Source organism: Corynebacterium sp. HMSC070H05 (assembly GCF_001837615.1).
Classification (GTDB): Bacteria; Actinomycetota; Actinomycetes; order Mycobacteriales; family Mycobacteriaceae; genus Corynebacterium; species Corynebacterium coyleae.
In genome coordinates this window covers 52,066-70,842 of the sequence record NZ_KV833295.1, presented here as the reverse complement: position 1 = coordinate 70,842, position 18,777 = coordinate 52,066, and the positions used below count along the sequence as shown (strand labels likewise).

The window sequence follows — 18,777 nt, the reverse complement described above, 5'->3', positions numbered from 1 at the left end:
CAAGCCCAGCTAGACGATCAGCCCACAGACCAGGAGAACACCACCCCACCATCCGCCCCAACCCCAATCCGACGCCATATATATAGGGACACACCCACACCCCACCATCCGCTCCACGGAAGGCAAACAAAAAGCCCGCCTCCACAAAAACGGAGGCGGGCGGCGCTTGGCTTACTTGCCGAGCTTACGACGCTGCACACGAGTGCGGCGGAGCATCTTGCGGTGCTTCTTCTTCGACATACGCTTGCGGCGCTTCTTAATAACTGAACCCATAAGGCTTCCTCTTTTCTAACGTTGCTTCGTACGTACGTGGTCGGCACGACCGCTTGCGCGGAACAGTGGGAGGTGCACACTCCCACAGGTTGTGGCCAACCTGAACACGCCAAGCATACAGGCGTGCAGACCAGCAGCCAAAAACCGAAAACGCCCGTTCCCCCACTGAAATCAGGTGGGAACGGGCGTTTCGTAGGGGTCTGGAGTGGTTTTACCCCACGTCGTAGACGGAGGACTCCAGGTATTCGTTCACCGCGTTTTCGTTGACACGGAACGAACGGCCTACGCGGACGGCAGGCAGTTCGCCGGAGTGAACGAGGCGGTAGACGGTCATCTTGGAGACGCGCATAATCTCCGCGACTTCGGCGACCGTCAGGAACTTTGCTTTATCTTCATTAACCACTTAATTCTTACCTCTCGGCACGCAAACGCGCTGCAGGCTTCCCCTCCCGCAGGACGAACACGCACGTGCTCCAACCACCCTAACGTGAAACATGGGTTGAGTGCGACTTAAGGGAGAGAATTTTTTCAGAGTGCAGGTAGTGAACACACAGCATCAGTTGTGACGGGTGTGACTACCGGGGTTATTCCTCGCCAAGTTCCTTCGACCGGCGCGCACAGGCCTCCATCGCGCGGTAGAACGCACCACGCAGACCGGACTCCTCCAACTCGCGGATTGCACGCGCGGTTGTGCCTGCCGGGGACGAAACGTTGGCACGCAACTGCACGGGCCCATCCTCGCCTTCCAGCATCGCGCCTGCACCGGCCGCGGTGGCCTTAGCCAGACGCTCCGCAAGGTCGCGCGGCAGGCCGAGGGACACGCCCGCGTCCACCATCGCTTCGGTGACAAGGAAGAAGTACGCAGGGCCGGAGCCGGACACTGCGGTCACTGCGTCGATCTGCGGTTCGGTGACGGTGACAACCTCGCCGGCGGCGGCGAGCAGTTCATCGACGGTCTGCCGCTGCTCGTCGTCAACGAAACGCCCGTAGGTCACCGCAAGCACGCCCTTACCGACGAGCATGGGCGTATTCGGCATAACGCGCGCGATCGGGGCGCCTGCGAGCGCCACTGCCTCTTCCATCGCTGCCAGCGTGATACCTGCTGCCATGGAGACCAGGACCGGGGTGTTGTCGGCGTCGCCAAAGCCTTCGCCAATTTCGGCGATGACGTCGAGGATGCCCGCGGGTTTCACGCACAGGAACACGACGTCGGCGTGCTGTACGGCTTCGTGGTTGTCGTTGGTGGTGCGCACGCCGTAGCGCTCACGCAATACTTCGCTGCGTTGCGACGACCTATTCGTCGCCGTGATCTTCTCCGGGTCGTAACCGGACTGGATCAGACCCGACAGGAGCGCTTCGCCGATATTTCCGGCGCCAATAATTGCGATGTTTGCCATGGTTGCCATGTTTAGATCAACGCGGGCCCAAATGCCATAACTGCTGCAGCGATACCTGCAAGCGCCATGTTCAGGCCATCACGTCCGGTGCGCATCGCACGCACACCGAAAACCACGCCGACCACTGCGACGATGCCAAGCAGCACCGCAACAACTGGGATGACGTGCGCCCACAGCCACTTGAATGCCAGGAACCCAAGCACACCCAGCAGCACGCCCAGGCCAACGAGCAGCACCATCAGAATCGGGTTGATGGAGGCGTCCTCGACTTCGATGTCGCGGACGTCCTCATCAGGCAGGTCGTTCTCGAACAGGTCGAGCTCCGCATCCTGCTTATCGACGACTACCTCCTCTACCGGCTTCTCCTCCGACTGAGGAGCCGCCACAGCAGCCGCAGCTGCCGCAGGTGCCGTGGCCTGTGCTGCAGGCTTCTCCGCAGGCTTCTCTACCGGCTTCTCTGCCGGCTTTCCTGCCGGCTTGGCAGCGCCTTCGCGCACGACCGGAATGACGTGGGTGTCGTCCTCGGCAGGCGGAGCCTGAGTCGGCTTCGCCTTGGCCACTGCCTCTTCAGGCTTCTCCTGCTTGGCAGGCTTCTCCGCAGGCTTCTCCTGCTTGGGGGTCTTTGCCGGTTCGGCGGGGGCGTCGATAGGCACGCTCGAGTGCTTCGCCTCGACAGGCTTGACGTTGACCTTCTTAAAGGAGTCGGTGAGCTCGGCGACCGAAACGCCACCGTCTTCGAGGCTGCGGCGGCGCCGGGGGCGTCGTGTGGCCGAAGGGTTTTCCTTCTCGGCGCGCGCGAGGAGCTCGGCTACCGTGAGCTGCTTGTCGGCCATTTACTCGTCGTCTCCTTTATCGGCATTCAAACCGCCCTGGTCGATGCGTTTCAGAATCACGCCTTCACGCAAGGCCCACGGGCAGATCTCCAACTTATCAATATTTAGTGCGCGCATTGCAGCCTCGGCAACGAGGGCACCGGCGACGATCTGGTGGGATCGGTCCGCATTGATGCCTTCGAGCTCCGCACGGTCCGCTGCTGTCATGCGTGAAATGAACGCGATGAGCTGGCGCAGACCGGGTGCGGTGAGGGTGCGCTGCACGAACGGACCTGCCGACGATGGTGCTGCACCGGTAAGGCGGGCAAGGGAGCGGAACGTCTTCGACGTACCCACCGCCAGGCCTACCTCGCCGAGTGCTTTAAATTCTTCGGCGGGGCCGGCGAGTTCCGCGTCGATGTAGTCGCGCAGCATGTTGATCTTCTTACGCTCTGGCGGGTCGGTGTCGAACCACTCGTGGGTCAGACGGCCAGCGCCGAGGTCCAGCGACACTGCCAGGTCCGGCATTTCTTCGGTGCCTGAGGAAATCTCGAGCGAGCCACCGCCGATGTCCAGGTTGGTGATGCGGCCGGCGGACCAGCCGTGCCAGCGGCGGGCGGCGAGGAAGGTCAGGCGTGCTTCCTCTTCGCCGGAGAGGATCTCCAGATCCACGCCGGTTTTCTTCTTCACCTGCTTCAGCACGTCCTCGGAGTTCGTCGCGGAGCGTACTGCCGAGGTGGCGAAGGCAAGGACCTCTTGGCACTTGAGATTGTTGGAGAGGTCGGCTGCTTCCTGGCAGGCGTCGACAAGTTTGTCGATGCCTTTTTGTTCGATGTTGCCTTTCTTATCCAGCAACTCGACAAGCCGCAGCGGCTGCTTCCAGTCACTCATCGGGGTGGGGCGTCCGCCACCGTATGCATCGACCGCCACAAGATGGACGGTGTTGCTTCCGACGTCTAATACACCTAATCGCACCACCTCAGCGTAACGGGTCTACGGTGTGCAAGTGTGAATCAACCAGCCCCGAATCCTGTTTTTCTTGGCTTTCCGGCAGATTCCCCGGCAGGTCGCTCCATTGCGGCAGGCAGGGAAACGGCCCAGGAATTCCCGCGCGAATGGTTTGAGTTTGTCCACCCGGAGGACCCTGACCACACGTTTTCGCTAGATCTGACCTGGCTCGAGTCCACCTGGTCGTGCCGATTTGGCACGTCACAGTGCCTGGGTATCGACGAATCCAACCAGGCGGTCGGCTGCTGCATCCACGGCGCATACATTGCCGACGAAGAAGACCGCGACACCGTATATAACTCCGTTGCGTTGATGCCGGCGAAGTACTGGCAGTTGCGTCCGGCCGACACGGATGAGTTCTTCAAGGCTGACGACCCCACGTGGCTCGAGCCGTGGCTGGAGTGGGACGACAGCGATGAAGAGGACGACGGTCCGCACATCAAGACAAAGGTGGTCGACGGCGCTTGCATCTTTGCTAACCGCCCCGGCCACCCGACCGGTGCGGGCTGTGCGCTGCACCAGTGGGCGATGGCGGAAGGCCACAACATCGTTGGCACTAAGCCGGAAGTGTGCTGGCAGGTGCCGTTTTCCCGCGAGGATGAATGGCAAGAGCGTAGCGACGGCCACGAGATCCTGCGCACCACCATCGGTGAGTACGACCGCCGCCAATGGGGCGACGGCGGCGAGGACTTCGACTGGTGGTGCACCGCCTCACCGCAGTGCCACACCCCGAACAACGGCAGCCTCAAGCCGATTTGGCAGTCCATGAAGGACGAGTTGATTGCGCTGATTGGTGAGGTCCCGTATGCGATCGTCGCAAAGCATTGCGAGGCTCGCGCGAACCTGCCGCGGGAGGCGAAAGCCACCCACCCCGCGACGGATCAGGCCTCGAACTTGTAACCCAGGCCGCGCACGGTAACCAGCTGGGTGGGGCGCTTCGGCTCAGCCTCGATCTTGGAACGCAACCGCTTGACGTGCACGTCCAGGGTCTTGGTGTCGCCCACGTAATCGGCGCCCCAGATGCGGTCGATCAACTGGCCGCGGGTGAGCACGCGGCCGGCGTTGCGCATGAGGTACTCGAGCAGGTCGAACTCTTTGAGCGGCATAGGCACCGGCTGGCCGTCCACGAGCACCGTGTGACGGTCGATGTCCATGACCACCCGGCCGCCCTTCAGCAGCTGGTCGTCGGCCTCCTCCACACTTTCCGCCTCCGGACCGCGGCGCAGCACCGCGCGGATGCGGGCGACGAGTTCGCGGGTGGAGTACGGCTTGGTCACGTAGTCGTCCGCCCCCAGCTCCAGGCCGACAACCTTATCGATCTCACTGTCACGCGCCGTGACCATAATGATCGGCACCGACGACTCCGCACGCAGCTTTCGGCACACCTCCGTGCCACTCATCCCCGGCAGCATGAGATCCAGCAGAACCAGATCGATGTCTTCAGAGTCGAAGAGCTGCAGCGCCGTCGGACCGTCCGGCGCGATCTTGGTCTCAAACCCTTCCTTGCCCAGCAAAAACGCGAGCGGGTCCGATAAGTTCTCTTCGTCCTCGACGATAAGGATGGTCGTCACTGCTGCTCAAGTTCCTTTCTGCCAGCAGAGGCGTGAACAGTTTCCGGGTCAAAGATCGGCAACTCAATGGTGAACGTTGAGCCGGTGCCGGGCCTAGACCACACGGTTATGTTACCGCCATGGTTGGCAACCACGTGCTTGACAATCGCCAGTCCCAGGCCAGTGCCACCTGTCGAGCGAGAACGGGCCTTATCCACCCGGTAGAACCGCTCAAACACGCGTTTTTGGTCCTCGGGCGCAATGCCGATGCCGCGGTCCGTGACACGGATCAGCACCGCTTTGTCGCGCACCGTTTTCTGCGTGATGCTCACCGGCTGCCCATCCGGCGAGTAGTTGATCGCGTTGGATATCAGGTTGGCCACCGCCACTGTGAGCATCGACTTGTCGCCGAGCACGTACAGCCCAGTGGGGGCGCCACGGTTGATTTCAATCTTGCGGTTTTCGGCGGTGACGTGGTTGCGGATGACGGCTTCGTCGATGATGTCGTCGACACGCACTGGCGCCATGTCGGGCAGCGCTTCCGCGCCTTGCAACTTCGACAGCGCAATCAGGTCCGTGATCATCTCCCCCATGCGGTGCGCTTCCTTGTGCAGTTTCCCGCCGAAGTATTCGACCATCTCCGGGTCAGTCGGATCCTGCAGAAGCGCCTCCGCCAGCAGCGACATGCCACCGACGGGGGTTTTGAGCTCGTGCGAGACATTTGCGACGAAATCACGCCGCGCGTGCTCCATCCGCACATTCTCAGACTCGTCGGAGCCGTAAATGATCACCGACGAGTTATCCGTCAGCGTCAACGGAGCAACTACCGCGCGCACGTTACGGATGCGGTTACCGGTGGTGCGCTGTGGCATCTCCATGTCGATGACACGTTGCTCCGCATCGTCCATCACCTGCTCCGCAACATCGAATACGCGGGGGTTGACGGTGCCGTCGTGCACAAGCGACATATCGTGGGCACGCGCGTTGGACAGTTGCACCTTGCCATTTCTTCCAACGACGACGATGCCGGTGGGCGATCCCTGTGTCACCAGGTGCAACATATCGCTGACAGTGCTCACGCCAGTGTCTTCATCGTGGTCGTCCGCACTGTTTCGGGCATACCAACGCAATGCCCGCCGCCCGAGATGGGCAGCGGGGACGGCGACGAGCGCGCCGAGAATAAACGCAAGAACTGGCGACACAGCCTAAGCGCTACTTCTTGCCCTGGTTAGCCACAGCGGCAGCGCCTGCAGCGGCAGCCTCCGGGTCGAGGTAGGTACCGCCCGGGTTGAGCACCTTGCCGCGCTCGCCGATTTCGTACAGCAGCGGCATGCCGGTCGGGATGTTCAGCGCCGCAATGTCCTCGTCGGAAATGCCGTCGAGGTACTTCACCAGCGCACGCAGGGAGTTACCGTGCGCTGCGACCATGACAGTCTTGCCCTGCAGCAGCTGCGGCAAGATTGCCTCCTCGTAGTACGGCAGGAAGCGACGCACAACGTCCTGCAGGCACTCGGTGCGCGGCACCTCCGGCAGGAACGCGTAGCGCGGGTCGTTGGTCTGCGCGTACTCGTTATCGATGTCGATCGCCGGTGGCGGAGTGTCGTAGGAACGACGCCACTCCATGAACTGCTCATCGCCGTACTTGTCGCGGATCTCCGCCTTGTTCAGGCCCTGCAGCTTGCCGTAGTGGCGCTCGTTGAGGCGCCAGTTGCGCACAACCGGGATCCAGTGGCGGTCCGCTGCGTTCAGCGCAATGTTGGCGGTGCGGATCGCGCGACGCAGCAGCGAAGTGAACACGATGTCCGGCAGGACACCCTTTTCAACCATGAGCTTGCCGGCGTTGACGGCTTCGCGCTCGCCCTGCTCTGTCAGGTCGACGTCCACCCAGCCGGTGAACTGGTTCGACTTGTTCCACTCACTTTGACCGTGACGTACAAGAATCAACTTTCCGTTACCCATGACTTTAAGCATGCCACGAAAGAGGTTTAGTGTCGTGGGCATGCTCAAGGTTTTTCGCTACGCCGCCGCGGTTGCCGTCGCCGCGGCACTGACCACTGCCCCATCTGCTGCCGCAGCGCCTGCGCTTGCCGCCCCCGGCGCACCCGTGGCCACACTGTTTCAGGGCTCTGATTCCTTTGCCAACACCTCGCGCTGCAGCCAGGGCCCTTCCGGTGTGGTGCGCACCCCTGACGGGCAGACGAAGCGGATCATGATCACCGCCGCGCACTGCTTCGACGTGGACGATAAAACGGTGCGCCCGGAGGTGTACGCGCCGGTACGAAGTGGTGGCGGGGTGCGCTACCCGCACGTGGGCACCATTGATACGCAGCGCAAGAAGTTCGAGCTGGGCAACGGCGAATTGATGGACTTCTACCGCATTATCGACGAGCCCGACTGGGCCATGGTCCGCCTCGACCCAGGCGTTTCTGCCTCCGGCTGGTCCACCTCCCGCGACCAGTGGGGTTCTGCACCTTCCCGGAACGTGGCGATCACCGGGGTGAAGGACTACCGCAGCCTGGGCAACGAGCTGATCAGCTTTGACAACTTTGGCCAGCCCATCTGCAAAGACGGCATGCGCACCGGCCGCTCATGCGGCACCCAGGTGTTTCGTACCCAGAACTTCATCTGGCACGTCGGGTTGAACTACGCCTCGGGCGATTCCGGCGGCATCAACTACGACCCGCGCACGGGCGAGGCCATCGGGTTGACCGTCATCGGATACGGCCCCTTCGGCAACTCCCAGCAGGTCGATCGTGCGCTCGAGTCCGCCTACGGCATCCCCGACGGTCAGGTAAATCAGGCGTTTACTCCTGCTGAGCCGGCGCCGCGCGCGGAGTTTGCGACGCTTCGCGACGAAATCGCCCAGCACAACCCAGCCGCCGCCAACAAGCCCGCGCCGGCACCGTCGAAGTTCCACAAACTCACCGGCGCAGTCAACGGTGCCCAGGCTGATGCTGCTCGCCTCGCCGGGGAGGCGCAGCGTCTTCCCCAAGCAGCAGACCCGGTTGCCGCAGCGCAGGAGCTTGCCGGACGTGCGGGTGCCGCAGCCAACCAGCGTGCAGGTGAGATCAGCGCCGCCGTGAACGCGATCATCCGCTAGTTGCCGCCGGGGATCCGGGGAGCCTCACAGGGGTCGTAACCGTCGAGCGCTTGCTTATAGACGCCCGCGAGCTGGTCTGCCGACGCCGCCCAGCTAAACCGGGCCGCGTGGCGGACGGCGGATTCGCCCATGTGGATGCGCGTGGAGTCGTCGATAAGCAACCGCTCCAGTGCATCCGCCCACTCGTTGGTGTCGTGACTGCCCACCAGCAGGCCGGTCTCCCCGTCACACACCGCGATCGGGAGCCCGCCGACCTTCGCCGCCACCACCGGCGTACCTGTGGCCTGCGCTTCCACGGCGACCAGGCCGAAGCTTTCGTTGTAACTCGGCACCGCGACGACGTCCGCTGCTTGGTAGATGCTGACGAGTTCTTCAGGCGGACGCGGGCCAAGGAAACGCACGGTGGCACCCAGCGCCTCCTCGTCCGCGATCGCACGGTAGTGCTCCACCGACGAACCGGACCCGCTCGCCCCACCACAGATGATCACGCGCAACGGACCTTCGACGCTGCCGCGGCGCACGACCTCCCCCATCGCACGCAACAACACCTGCGGGCCCTTGAAATCCTGCAGCCTGCCGACGAACGCAACCACCTTCGCGTGCAACGGAATGCCCAGGTGGCGGCGTGCAAGTTCCGTGTTGCGGTTCGTGCCAGGGGTGAACAGTTCCGTGTCCGCACCAGGGCTGACCACGGAGATCTTCGACGGGTCCACGTCGTAGAAGCGGGCAAGCTCGCTGGTTTCATCCTCGGTGTTGACCACGAGCGTTTCGGCGTTGTCCACGAGTTGCTGCTCACAAATACGGCGCGCCTCCGACTCCGAGCCACCCACACCGTAGGCGTTTTTCACCGCCGCCCACGTATGCCCGGTGTGCACCAGCGGCACCCCAGCAAGGTCGGCGAGCAACCACCCCACCTGGCCGGAGAGCCAGTAGTGGGAATGGATCAGGCCGTAAGAGCGCTCGTCTGCTCGGCAGAACTGCACCACCCCGCCGGCGAACGCAGCGAGTTGGGTCGGCAGGTCTTCTTTCTCCAGCCCCTCATACGGCCCGGCGACGATATTGATCACCCGGTAGCCTGGCTCGACCTCGACGATCTCGCCCTGGCTGGGCCGCGTCGCACGGGTGAACACATCCACCTGCGTGCCCTGGCGGGCCAGTTGGGTCGCAATGTTGTGAACGTAGACGTTCATGCCACCGGCATCACCGATTCCCGGCTGCTCGAGCGGAGAGGTGTGCATTGAAATCATGGCGACGCGCATGCGGGCCAGATTAGCGCGGCGCAAAACCCTGCGTCACTGCGCGTTGGTATGGCTTTGCAAGTCTTCCTCAGCGAGCTGTTTGAGAACCACCTCGAGCGGTGTCCTCGTTCCGTCGTCCTCCTCACGGGCACGGCGTAGCAGTTCGCGGTCAGCGACCTGCTCTAGCTCTTCCAACAGCACCAAGTCTTCAACCGGCACGATAGCTGCAGCAGACTTCCCGTTCCGGGTAATCAACACCCGCTCACCTGCATAATTCGCTCGGTCAACCGTCTCACCTAAGCGATTCCGCAATTCAACAAGCGCAATTGCGTCTTCCGGCGCTTTCACAGTGCACCACCCCTTCATCCATACTGTGTACAGTTGGTACACACTGTACACATTTTCTAGGGGGTGTCAATGAAATACCAAGTCGAGCTCACCAACCAAGCCAGTCGTGACCTCAGAAAAATTCGACGAAGCGACCGAAACACCTTCGAGCGAATTACCGAAGCCTTACAAGCGCTCTCCGCTAATCCATTCCCCGCCGGTTGTGTCCGATTAACCGGCTACGACGATTTCCGAATCCGGGTTGGCGGGTTCCGGATCATCTACTCAGTTCAGCAAAAAGTCGTTCTAGTGGAAGTACTGCGCATCGCGCCGCGTGGCGAGGTCTACAAAGGCCTTTAGTGCGCCGCGTGCCGGTGCCACGCACCGAAGTCCGCCGCCACCGTAGCCGCCAGGTGCTGATAGGACTTCAGGGTTGCCGCGGCCATGCGCTCCAAATCGACGACCGCACCTTCCGCCAGGTGCCTGTCGTACGGGATCGTGTGTACCGCCCGCGTACGCGAGGCGAAGTGTTCGGTAACCTTGCCCATGTCGATGGTCGGCTTGCCCGGTGCGGATGAGGAAATGACCACGACAGCGTTGGCGGCCAACTGGTCGTAGCCGTGGAGGTTGAGCCAGTCGAGGGTCGCGGATGCGGACTGCGCGCCGTCGAGAGCAGGTGAGGTGACCAGCACAAGCGCGTTGGCCAGGTCGAGCACGCCCGCCATCGCGGAGTGCATCAGGCCGGTGCCACAGTCGGTGAGAATGACGTTGTAGTGGTGCTGCAGGATGTCGATGGCGTGGCGGTAGTCGGCTTCCGAAAACGCCTCGGAGACCGCCGGGTCTCGCTCGGAGCCGATCACCTCGAGCCGCGATGCTGCCTGGTTAGTAAAGGCACGGACCTGCGGGTAGCGGTGCGTTTCCGGCGCGTGGAGCAGGTCACGGATGGTGGCCGGTGGCGCGGTTGCTGCGCGTTGGGCAAGTGTGCCCAGGTCCGGGTTGGCGTCGATGGCGATGACGCGATCCCCACGGGTCTGTGCGAACACGCCTCCAAGGCCAACGGTGGTTGTGGTCTTACCGACGCCACCTTTCAGGCTCATCACCGCAATGCGGTAGTCGCCGCGCAGGGGCGCACGGATGGCGTCGATAAGCTGCTGCTCCTCGAGCTCTTTGCGCGAACCGCCCGGGTTGATGCGACCACGAGTGGCGGTGTGGATCATTTTGCGCCAGCCCTGTTTCGGCGGCGATTTCACCGGATCCACCAGGTTGGTTTGATCGAGCACCTCAGGTGGTGTGAGTTCAAGCTCCGGCATGGCAACAGCGTCGCGAAGCGTGGCGTCATGGAACGTGGTCATGAAAAATCCCCCCGTATTTCCCCAAATATGTGATGCGGGCAAGTGTAGATGATCAATTTCTTGCGCGCACCCATTCACAACCTACGCAAGAGTAAGTTATACTCCGCAGCACGTTTAGTTACACATGACCATAACCGAGAGGATGCAATGGGCGCCGCAGACACACAGGCCTGGATTGAGCAATACGCCGAATGGACGAACCCGCGTCCCGAAATCGGCACAGACACGCTCGTAAGCTGGTTCAACCGGGCCGTGGCCACCCAACCGCGCAGCGCTGCAACATGGTTCATGGGCAAGGAGCTCACCTACGCTGAGCTCAACGATCACGTCGGCAGCGCGGCAGCCGGCTTGGTCAAACTCGGCGTCCAACCTGGGGACCGCGTTGCGGTTGCACTACCCAACTGCCCGCAGCACGTCATCGCAGTCACAGCAATCCTGCGACTGGGCGCGGTCGTCGTCGAACACAACCCGCTCTACACCGCAGACGAGCTCGAGCCACAGTTCAACGACCACGGAGCGAAGATTGCGATTGTCTTCGACCGTGAAGCGGACACCTTCCTCTCCCTGCGCGGACGCACCCCGCTGGAAACCGTTGTGGCCGTCAACATGATCGACGAAATGCCAACGCACCTCAAGGCATTGCTCGCGCTGCCGATTCCGCCGGTAAAGAAGAAGCGCGCCGAGCTCAGCGCCCCCGCCCCAGGGACCATGAACTTCACCGACCTACTGCGGACGCGTTCGCGCACGGTGCACCTGCCACCGATCGAACCGGAAACCACCGCCTTTATCCTCTACACCTCAGGCACCTCCGGGAAACCCAAGGGTGCGCCACTGTCGCACCGCAATATCGTCTCGGTCCTCAAGGCGGGTATCGAGTGGCTGGAGGACTGGGGTGCGGTGCGCGAAAAGGTGCTCGCCGTGCTGCCGATGTTCCACATCTACGGCCTTGCGTTGAACTACGGCCTGCCACTGACGGTCGGCGGGCAGATCGTGCTCGTGCCCGCACCGCAGTTGTACCAGTCGGCGATCCTGAAAACGCGGCCTACGATGCTGCCGGGCGTGCCCACGCTGTACGCCAAAATCATCGAATGGGCGAAGAAAGACAACGTCGACCTTTCCTCGATTCACACGTCGATCTCCGGCGCATCCACCCTGCCTGCAGAGACGATCGAACTGTGGGAAAACACCACGGGCGGGCGCCTCATCGAGGGCTACGGCCTGACGGAAACCTCGCCGATCCTCGCCGGCAACCCCCTCGACGGCACACGTCGTCCGGGCTACATCGGTCTCCCCTTCCCCAATACGGAGATCCGCATCGCTGACCCGGACGACCCCTCTCGCACCATGCCCGACGGCGAGCCAGGCGAGCTGCTCGCCCGTGGCCCGCAGGTCTTCGCTGGTTACCTGAACAACCCGGAGGCGAACGAGAACGCGTTCCACGATGGCTGGTTCCGCACCGGCGACATGGCCGTCATGGAGCCGGACGGCTGGATCAAGTTGGTGGCGCGCATCAAGGAGATGATCATCACCGGCGGCTTCAACGTGTACCCGGACGAGGTGGAGGGCGTACTTCGCCGCCATCCGGATATCGACGACATCGCAGTCGTCGGCCGCCCCCGCGAGGATGGCGCCGAGGACGTTGTAGCGTGCATCACACTTGTCGACGGCGCCGCGCTCGACCCCGAAGGCCTCAAGGCCTACGCCCGCAAGCACCTGACGCGCTACAAGGTGCCGCGCGAGTTCTACCACTTCGAGGAGCTGAACCGGGACCAGACAGGCAAGATTCGTCGCCGTGAGGTTCGCGACACTCTCGTCAGTCTTCTTACCCAACCGTAGGTAGATGGGCGTAGGGTGGTCACCATGACTTCACCCTCCCTAACCAATGGAGACGCCCCCTGGCTGCAGTACTACCCCGAGTGGACCGCCCACTCGCTGGAGTACGGCAACCGCACGCTGAACGATCTTTACGACGACAACCTGGCCACCAACGGCAACAACACCGCCACCAGGTTCTTCGGCCGCACCCAGACCTTTAGCGAGCTCGACCGCGAGGTGCGCCGCGCCGCCGCAGGTCTGAAAGCCTTCGGCGTTCGCCCGGGTGACCGCGTGGCGATCATGCTGCCGAACTGCCCGCAGCACGTCGCCGCCTTCTTTGCTGTGCAGAAGATCGGCGGTGTTGTCGTCGAGCACAACCCGCTCTACACCGCCCACGAGCTGCGCCCACAATTCAAGAACCACGGCGCCCGTGTGGCAATCGTGTGGGACAAGGCCGCCGACACGCTTGAGCAGCTGCGCGCCGACACTCCGCTGGAAACCGTGGTCAGCGTGAACATGATCAAGGCCATGCCACGCGCCCAGCAGCTCGCGCTGCGCCTGCCGCTGCCAAAGGTGATGGAAGCCCGCGCAGCGCTCACCGGCCCGTGCAGCAACACGGTGCCGTGGGAGTCGTTGACCAGCTCCGCCATCGGTGGGCTGGGCACTGACTTGGAAACCCCAGCAGAGATCACTCCGGAAAGCCCCGCGGTGATCCTGTACACCTCCGGCACGACCGGCGCGCCGAAGGGCGCGGCACTCTCGCACGCAAACCTGGTTGCCAACCCGCTGCAGGGCCAGGCGTGGGTAAAGGAACTCCAAGAGGGCAACCAGCGCATGCTGGCGGCCCTGCCGTTCTTCCACGCCTACGGCCTGACGTTCTCGTTGACGTTGACCATGCTGATCGGCTCAGAACTTGTGCTCCTGCCAGCCCCGCAGATGCCTCTTGTGATGAAGGCCATCAAGAAAACCCCGCCAACATTCATTCCGGGTGTGCCCACCCTGTTCGAGCGCATCCTGCAGGCTGCGGAGAAGAAGAACATCGACCTGTCCCCGGTCCAGATTGGCTTCTCGGGAGCGTCGTCGCTGCCGAAGGAGATCATCGAGGAGTGGGAGCGCGCCACCGGCGGTCGCCTGGTCGAAGGCTACGGCCTGACCGAGACGTCGCCGATCATCGTGGGCAACCCGCAGACCGCGGACCGTCGCCCCGGCTACATTGGCATCCCCTTCCCCGACACCGAGATCCGCATCGTCGACCCGGACAACCCGGACAAGGACATGCCCTACGGCGAGGACGGCGAAATCCTGGCGAAGGGCCCGCAGGTGTTCTCCGGCTACTTCAACAACCCTGAGGCCACCGAGAAGGTCTTCCACAACGGTTGGTTCCGCACCGGCGACATGGGTGTGATGGAGGAGGACGGCTTTATCAAGCTCGTCTCCCGCATCAAGGAGCTCATCATCACCGGCGGGTTCAACGTCTACCCTGCGGAGGTTGAGGAGGTCATCCGCACCCACAAGGACGTCGAGGATGTCGCCGTCGTGGGACGTCCACGCTCCGACGGTTCGGAGGATGTTGTCGCCTGCGTCGTGCTTCGCGACGGCGCCGCCCTCGACCCCGACGGCCTGAAGGACTTCGCCCGCGAGAACCTCACCCGTTACAAGGTGCCGCGCACCTTCTACCACTTCGAGGAGCTGGCCAAGGACCAGATGGGCAAGCTACGCCGCCGCGAGGTCCGCGAGGACCTGCTGTCCAAGCTCGAGCAGCGCTAAAGGCTCGGTCCGGACACCCGCGCTGCTTTGTTGGTCTCGCGGCGGCCATCCGCCGCGCCGCCCCACAGATGGTGAGAACCTAATGGTGAGCTCGGCAAAATTTTGGCGTTCTCCCCGTTTGATTCTCACCATTTGCTCGTGCGACGGGGGTTCGCGCTAAAGGCCCACCCAGACCGGCTCGGGGTGCAGCTCAACGCCAAACTGCTTGTCGACGACCCCCTGCACCCTCCGCGCCAACGCCACGATGTCGTCCGCCGTGGCGTTACCCCTGTTCGTCAGCGCAAGGGTGTGCTTGGTGGACAGGCGTGCTGGCGCGTCCTCCCCGGGGAATCCGCGGGGGCAGCCGGCGCGCTCGATCAGCCACGCCGCAGACAACTTCTCTTGGCCCTCACCAGCGGCAAAGCGTGGCATGTGGTCTTCGCCGACCTTGGCCTCGATCTCATCCGCCAGTGCGGTGGGCACGACCGGGTTGGTGAAAAACGAGCCCGCGGACCACGTGTCGTGGTCGTCCGCGTCGAGCACCATGCCCTTCGCCCGGCGCGTCTCCAGCACGGATGCGCGGGCCTCCGCCAGCGACACACGCTCCCCGCCCAGGTGGCGCAGCGGGATCGACTGGTCGGTCTTCTCCAGCGCCAGCTCGATCTCCAGCACCACGGCACGCGAGGTGAACTTCAGGTTGGAGTAGCGGTACGCCAGGTCGAGGGAATCGGCGGACACCCACTCGTCGGCACCCGTCTGGCGGTTGTAGAGGCGCACGCGGGTGAGCACGTCCGAAATCTCGGAGCCGTACGCACCCACGTTTTGCACCGGAGTGGCACCAGCGGAACCCGGAATGCCCGACAAGGCTTCGATACCACCGAGGCCATGGTCGACAGCAAAGGCAACCACGTCGTCCCAGACGGTGCCGGCTTGGATGCGCAGCGTGGTGTCGTCGATAAGCGAGATGCCCTCGTTGCGCACCAACACAGCAGAAAGATCGAGCGCACCTTCCGCAACAAGCAGGTTGGAACCGCCGCCGACAACAAGCAGCGGCGAACCGGCGCGATCAAGGCGCGCAACGGTCTCGGCGAGTGCTTCAGCGCTGGTGCACTCGATGATCTCGGCCGGCGAACCGCCGACGCGCAACGTGGTCAGAGAGGCAAATGATGGGGTTGACACGCCAACAACGGTAGTCTGTGATCCATGACTGCACGTAGTGAGATCACTGTGACCATCAACCAGCCGATCGAAAAGGTCGCGCAAGCCTACGCCACGCGCGAATACTGGGAGTTCATCGCAGAGAAACTCTCCCCGGAACCGGGCGAGCTCAACGAGTTCGCGGACAACACCGCAACCCTCTTTGAGATTCTGCCGACCTCTATCCTCCCGCCGGCAGCACAGGCGATGGTGTCCCAGGACCTGAAGCTCAAGCGCGTCGTCACCGTAGGCGCGCTCGACGGCGACACCGCCAAGCACACCATGACCGGCGACGTCAAGGGCACCCCGGTGGACCTCGGCGCCGAATACACCGCAACCCGCGACGGCGACAACACCAAGCTTGACTACGAGCTCGAAGCCAAGGTCAACATCCCGTTTATGGGCGCTGCCCTCGAGCCGAAGGTCGCCGAGGCACTCGAGGAGATCGTGGAAAACGAAGCGAAGCTCACCGAGCAGTGGATTAGCGAGAACCTCTAATCCCCCACTATCACAATCTCCGCGCCGATAACCCGGGTGCGGCGGGCAAACCCTACGGGGTGATCACCCGCGGCACGACCGGGTTTAATCGTCTGCGCAGATCTGATCGCTGGACCCGCTTTCACCCGCGGGTCCAGTCCCTGTTGCGAGCCGTACCCGACCCGCTGGCCGTGGATGTGGGCTACGGCGCCTCGCATGCCACCACCGTCGAATGGGCCGGGTGGCTGCGCCAGATCCGCCCCGACATCGAGGTCGTGGGCTTAGAGATCGACCCGGAGCGCGTCCTGCCGCCCCGCGACGGCGTGCGTTTCGAGCTCGGTGGCTTCGAACTTGCTGGCTACCGCCCCCACCTCGTGCGCGCCTTCAACGTGCTGCGCCAATACGACGTCGACCAAGTCCCCGACGTGTGGGACACCGTCTGCTCACGCCTTGCGCCGGGCGGCCTGTTCGTCGAAGGCACCTGCGATGAAATCGGACGCCGTTGCGCATGGTTGCTTCTCGACGACACCGGCCCCGTCTCCTTAACCCTCTCCTGGGATCCCTTCCACACCGCAACCCCCTCAGAGGTGGCGGAGCGCCTCCCCAAAGCGCTGATCCACCGCAATGTGCCCGGCGAGGCCATCCACGCATTTCTTACCGACGCCGATACCGCCTGGGAACACGCCGCCGGATGGGAACCCCACGGCCCGCGCGTGCGCTGGCGCCACGCCCTCGACGACCTGGCCGCAAAATGGCCGATCACGCCCCAGCGGCGCCGCTTTTCCGACAATTCCGTGACCGTCGAGTGGAACGCCATCGCCCCAAGTTCCTAAACTGGCCCGCATGACCAAAGCCTGGAAAGTCACCCTCTCCATCATCGTCGGAGTACTCCTCCTGTTCGCCGTTGCGGAAGGAGGCATCCGCGCGTTCGTGTCCCACCAGGTCACGTCCGAAGCCCCGGAAGGCACCTCGGTGTCCTTCGGCCCAAAGCCAGTCACACTCGGCCTGCTGGGTGGAAAGTTCCCCCACATGAAAATCGACCAGGACTCCACCCTGGTTGTGGACGGCAACACCTTCACCGGCGCGCCCGCCGCCGTCGTGGAGATGGACAACGTCCACATCGCAGGTGGCGACCCGGTCGCCGAAACCCTCCACCTGACCTCCGATCTGCCCACCGAGTACGTCCGCGCCATGCTCAACCAGCAGTTGGAGCAGCAGATGGGCGAGGACGCCGGATTCCTGGCCAACTTCATCAACGTCAGCGACGTCACCGCGAACCCCGAGGCCGGAACCTTCACCGTCGAGTTCAGCGGCGGTGTCGCAGGCGTCGAACTGCGCCCCTCCATGCGTGACGGCCAACTCGCGCTCGAGGCCGAGAACACCTCGCTGTTCGGCTTCGACCTGCCCGACGGTATCGCCGACGCCATCAGCGGCGCCCTGTCCAACGGCATGGCCCAGGAAGCCAACAGCACCATGCGTATCGACGACTTCCGCGTCATCGACGGCGGCCTCCAAGTCTCCATGGTGGGCACCGACGTGAACTTCAACGAACTGCAGATGATGCAAGAAAACCCCGCCGGGTTCACGACCCAGCAGGGTTAAGCGGTGCCGCTGCGGCGGCGCGGGCGGTGGCGCTGCGGCGGCGCGGGCGGTGTTACCAGCCGCCGTTGCCCTCCAGAATGTTTTTGATCTGGGGGCGGATGTCGAAGTAGTAGATACCGATCGCCACCGCGCCAAACCATGCGATGAACGGCAGGCCGAGCATGCACGCCACCGCAGACAGCGCCAGGATGCCAATCCAGGCGCCCTTGGACTGGCGGCCTGCTGCTTCGAACGCGTCGGGGCGGGTCGTCGCCACGAGCCCGGCAGCCACAAGGCCTGCGATGCCGACCGCGAAGAGCATGAGGAAGCTCGCGCGTGACGGGAGCGTCGTGATGAACTGGATCTGCTCAAGAGCCGCGGTATCCATATCCCAACCTTCTAGTTAGCGGTGTTGTTGGAGTCGGTTTCGTCCGTCTCCAGAATCTCGCCGTCGATAATATCGCCGTCACCGGTGGTGTTGGTGAACTGGTCTTGGAGGCGCTCCACCAGGCCGTCGAAACGCGAGCGGACATCGCTCATAACACCCTTGTCATCGACACCGTCAAGAGCCTTATCCAGACGCTCGTTGAGCGCAGCGCGCACCTCATTCACCTTCGTAGTCACAGTCTCCTTGAGGTCGTCGGAGATCTGCAGATCACGCTCACGCAGGGAGTTAAAGAGCTTCTCCGCCTCGTCGACGAAGTTGTTGGCCACGTTGCGCACGTCACCCTCCGACGTCGCCGCGTTCAAGTTCGTGCGAGCCTCATCGGACGTGGATTGGAAACGCTCAGAGAGCTCGCCGGCTACCTTGCCCAGCGCCGCACCGAGGGAAGAACCTGCCAGCAGCAGGGCCTCGCCAGCGTCGCGGAGGTTGTTGCGGATCTCGCCATTGTTGTCAGCCATA

Annotated in this window: 22 protein-coding genes; 8 read left to right on the top strand and 14 right to left on the bottom strand. The window is 63.2% G+C overall.

What is annotated here, in order from left to right; all coding sequences use genetic code 11:
* Positions 1 to 171: 171 nt before the first annotated feature.
* From HMPREF2617_RS11600 to HMPREF2617_RS03595, 5 genes are all read right to left on the bottom strand, one after another.
* On the bottom strand, positions 172 to 273 hold the full coding sequence (locus HMPREF2617_RS11600) for a 30S ribosomal protein bS22 (protein ID WP_003855542.1): 102 nt from the start codon (positions 271 to 273) through the stop codon (positions 172 to 174).
* A gap of 211 nt (positions 274 to 484) precedes the next feature.
* A complete protein-coding gene (locus HMPREF2617_RS03610) occupies positions 485 to 676 on the bottom strand; it encodes a helix-turn-helix domain-containing protein (RefSeq protein ID WP_070839966.1) in 192 nt (63 codons plus the stop codon).
* Between the two features lie 181 nt (positions 677 to 857).
* On the bottom strand, positions 858 to 1,670 hold the full coding sequence (gene proC, locus HMPREF2617_RS03605; protein WP_070421580.1) for a pyrroline-5-carboxylate reductase: 813 nt from the start codon (positions 1,668 to 1,670) through the stop codon (positions 858 to 860).
* 11 nt (positions 1,671 to 1,681) lie between these two features.
* A complete protein-coding gene (locus tag HMPREF2617_RS03600) occupies positions 1,682 to 2,503 on the bottom strand; it encodes a hypothetical protein (RefSeq protein ID WP_070839963.1) in 822 nt (273 codons plus the stop codon).
* Positions 2,504 to 3,457 carry a Ppx/GppA family phosphatase gene (locus HMPREF2617_RS03595; protein ID WP_070482908.1) on the bottom strand — a complete coding sequence of 318 codons (954 nt, stop codon included), beginning with the start codon at positions 3,455 to 3,457 and terminating at the stop codon, positions 2,504 to 2,506.
* 33 nt (positions 3,458 to 3,490) lie between these two features.
* Between HMPREF2617_RS03595 and HMPREF2617_RS03590 the strand changes: the two genes are divergently transcribed.
* Complete coding sequence (locus tag HMPREF2617_RS03590; protein WP_070421499.1) at positions 3,491 to 4,390, top strand: DUF3109 family protein; 900 nt, start codon at positions 3,491 to 3,493, stop codon at positions 4,388 to 4,390.
* Here HMPREF2617_RS03590 and HMPREF2617_RS03585 read toward each other — a convergent pair.
* The 3 genes from HMPREF2617_RS03585 to HMPREF2617_RS03575 are packed head-to-tail and all read right to left on the bottom strand — an operon-like array spanning position 4,372 to position 6,999.
* On the bottom strand, positions 4,372 to 5,061 hold the full coding sequence (locus tag HMPREF2617_RS03585; RefSeq protein WP_070421500.1) for a response regulator transcription factor: 690 nt from the start codon (positions 5,059 to 5,061) through the stop codon (positions 4,372 to 4,374). The genes HMPREF2617_RS03590 and HMPREF2617_RS03585 overlap by 19 nt on opposite strands.
* A complete protein-coding gene (locus tag HMPREF2617_RS03580) occupies positions 5,058 to 6,242 on the bottom strand; it encodes a sensor histidine kinase (protein WP_070453176.1) in 1,185 nt (394 codons plus the stop codon). Before HMPREF2617_RS03580 ends, HMPREF2617_RS03585 begins: the two co-directional genes overlap by 4 nt.
* Before the next feature lie 10 nt (positions 6,243 to 6,252).
* Positions 6,253 to 6,999: a phosphoglyceromutase gene (locus tag HMPREF2617_RS03575; protein WP_070421582.1), complete on the bottom strand. Its 747-nt coding sequence runs from the start codon at positions 6,997 to 6,999 to the stop codon at positions 6,253 to 6,255.
* Between the two features lie 40 nt (positions 7,000 to 7,039).
* Here HMPREF2617_RS03575 and HMPREF2617_RS03570 point away from each other — a divergent pair, with 40 nt between their 5' ends.
* A complete protein-coding gene (locus HMPREF2617_RS03570; protein ID WP_070772233.1) occupies positions 7,040 to 8,140 on the top strand; it encodes a chymotrypsin family serine protease in 1,101 nt (366 codons plus the stop codon).
* On the opposite strand, the gene mshA is transcribed toward HMPREF2617_RS03570, so the two are convergent.
* On the bottom strand, positions 8,137 to 9,399 hold the full coding sequence (mshA, locus tag HMPREF2617_RS03565; protein WP_070421503.1) for a D-inositol-3-phosphate glycosyltransferase: 1,263 nt from the start codon (positions 9,397 to 9,399) through the stop codon (positions 8,137 to 8,139). The two genes, HMPREF2617_RS03570 and mshA, sit on opposite strands and share 4 nt — an antisense overlap.
* A 33-nt stretch (positions 9,400 to 9,432) precedes the next feature.
* Positions 9,433 to 9,726 (bottom strand): type II toxin-antitoxin system prevent-host-death family antitoxin, encoded by a 294-nt coding sequence (locus HMPREF2617_RS03560; protein ID WP_246815475.1) that lies wholly within the window; start codon positions 9,724 to 9,726, stop codon positions 9,433 to 9,435.
* Between the two features lie 69 nt (positions 9,727 to 9,795).
* Between HMPREF2617_RS03560 and HMPREF2617_RS03555 the strand changes: the two genes are divergently transcribed.
* Positions 9,796 to 10,065, top strand: coding sequence for a type II toxin-antitoxin system RelE family toxin (locus tag HMPREF2617_RS03555; protein ID WP_070421505.1), 270 nt, complete (start codon positions 9,796 to 9,798; stop codon positions 10,063 to 10,065).
* Here the strand turns inward: HMPREF2617_RS03555 and HMPREF2617_RS03550 are convergent.
* Positions 10,062 to 11,057 carry a MinD/ParA family ATP-binding protein gene (locus tag HMPREF2617_RS03550; RefSeq protein ID WP_246815474.1) on the bottom strand — a complete coding sequence of 332 codons (996 nt, stop codon included), beginning with the start codon at positions 11,055 to 11,057 and terminating at the stop codon, positions 10,062 to 10,064. The genes HMPREF2617_RS03555 and HMPREF2617_RS03550 overlap by 4 nt on opposite strands.
* Before the next feature lie 48 nt (positions 11,058 to 11,105).
* Between HMPREF2617_RS03550 and HMPREF2617_RS03545 the strand changes: the two genes are divergently transcribed.
* Together HMPREF2617_RS03545 and HMPREF2617_RS03540 are read left to right on the top strand one after the other, a co-directional pair.
* Positions 11,106 to 12,893, top strand: coding sequence for a long-chain-fatty-acid--CoA ligase (locus tag HMPREF2617_RS03545; protein WP_371441287.1), 1,788 nt, complete (start codon positions 11,106 to 11,108; stop codon positions 12,891 to 12,893).
* Positions 12,894 to 12,917: 24 nt separating this feature from the next.
* A complete protein-coding gene (locus tag HMPREF2617_RS03540; protein ID WP_070839991.1) occupies positions 12,918 to 14,639 on the top strand; it encodes a long-chain-fatty-acid--CoA ligase in 1,722 nt (573 codons plus the stop codon).
* Positions 14,640 to 14,795: 156 nt separating this feature from the next.
* Here HMPREF2617_RS03540 and HMPREF2617_RS03535 read toward each other — a convergent pair whose 3' ends face one another.
* A complete protein-coding gene (locus HMPREF2617_RS03535; protein WP_141762994.1) occupies positions 14,796 to 15,797 on the bottom strand; it encodes a UDP-N-acetylmuramate dehydrogenase in 1,002 nt (333 codons plus the stop codon).
* Positions 15,798 to 15,821: 24 nt separating this feature from the next.
* On the opposite strand from HMPREF2617_RS03535, the gene HMPREF2617_RS03530 reads away from it, so the two are divergent.
* Genes HMPREF2617_RS03530 through HMPREF2617_RS03520 form a run of 3 tightly spaced genes read left to right on the top strand, consistent with a single transcriptional unit; the run spans position 15,822 to position 17,894 of the window.
* On the top strand, positions 15,822 to 16,313 hold the full coding sequence (locus tag HMPREF2617_RS03530; protein WP_070421584.1) for a DUF2505 domain-containing protein: 492 nt from the start codon (positions 15,822 to 15,824) through the stop codon (positions 16,311 to 16,313).
* A 59-nt stretch (positions 16,314 to 16,372) separates the two neighbouring features.
* Positions 16,373 to 17,125 carry a class I SAM-dependent methyltransferase gene (locus tag HMPREF2617_RS03525; protein WP_371326028.1) on the top strand — a complete coding sequence of 251 codons (753 nt, stop codon included), beginning with the start codon at positions 16,373 to 16,375 and terminating at the stop codon, positions 17,123 to 17,125.
* Between the two features lie 10 nt (positions 17,126 to 17,135).
* Positions 17,136 to 17,894: an LmeA family phospholipid-binding protein gene (locus HMPREF2617_RS03520; protein WP_070839957.1), complete on the top strand. Its 759-nt coding sequence runs from the start codon at positions 17,136 to 17,138 to the stop codon at positions 17,892 to 17,894.
* 52 nt (positions 17,895 to 17,946) lie between these two features.
* On the opposite strand, the gene HMPREF2617_RS03515 is transcribed toward HMPREF2617_RS03520, so the two are convergent.
* Both HMPREF2617_RS03515 and HMPREF2617_RS03510 read right to left on the bottom strand, forming a co-directional pair.
* On the bottom strand, positions 17,947 to 18,261 hold the full coding sequence (locus tag HMPREF2617_RS03515; RefSeq protein WP_083284891.1) for a DUF2516 family protein: 315 nt from the start codon (positions 18,259 to 18,261) through the stop codon (positions 17,947 to 17,949).
* 11 nt (positions 18,262 to 18,272) lie between these two features.
* Positions 18,273 to 18,776, bottom strand: coding sequence for a CGLAU_01105 family protein (locus tag HMPREF2617_RS03510; protein ID WP_070614793.1), 504 nt, complete (start codon positions 18,774 to 18,776; stop codon positions 18,273 to 18,275).
* Position 18,777: the final 1 nt, after the last annotated feature.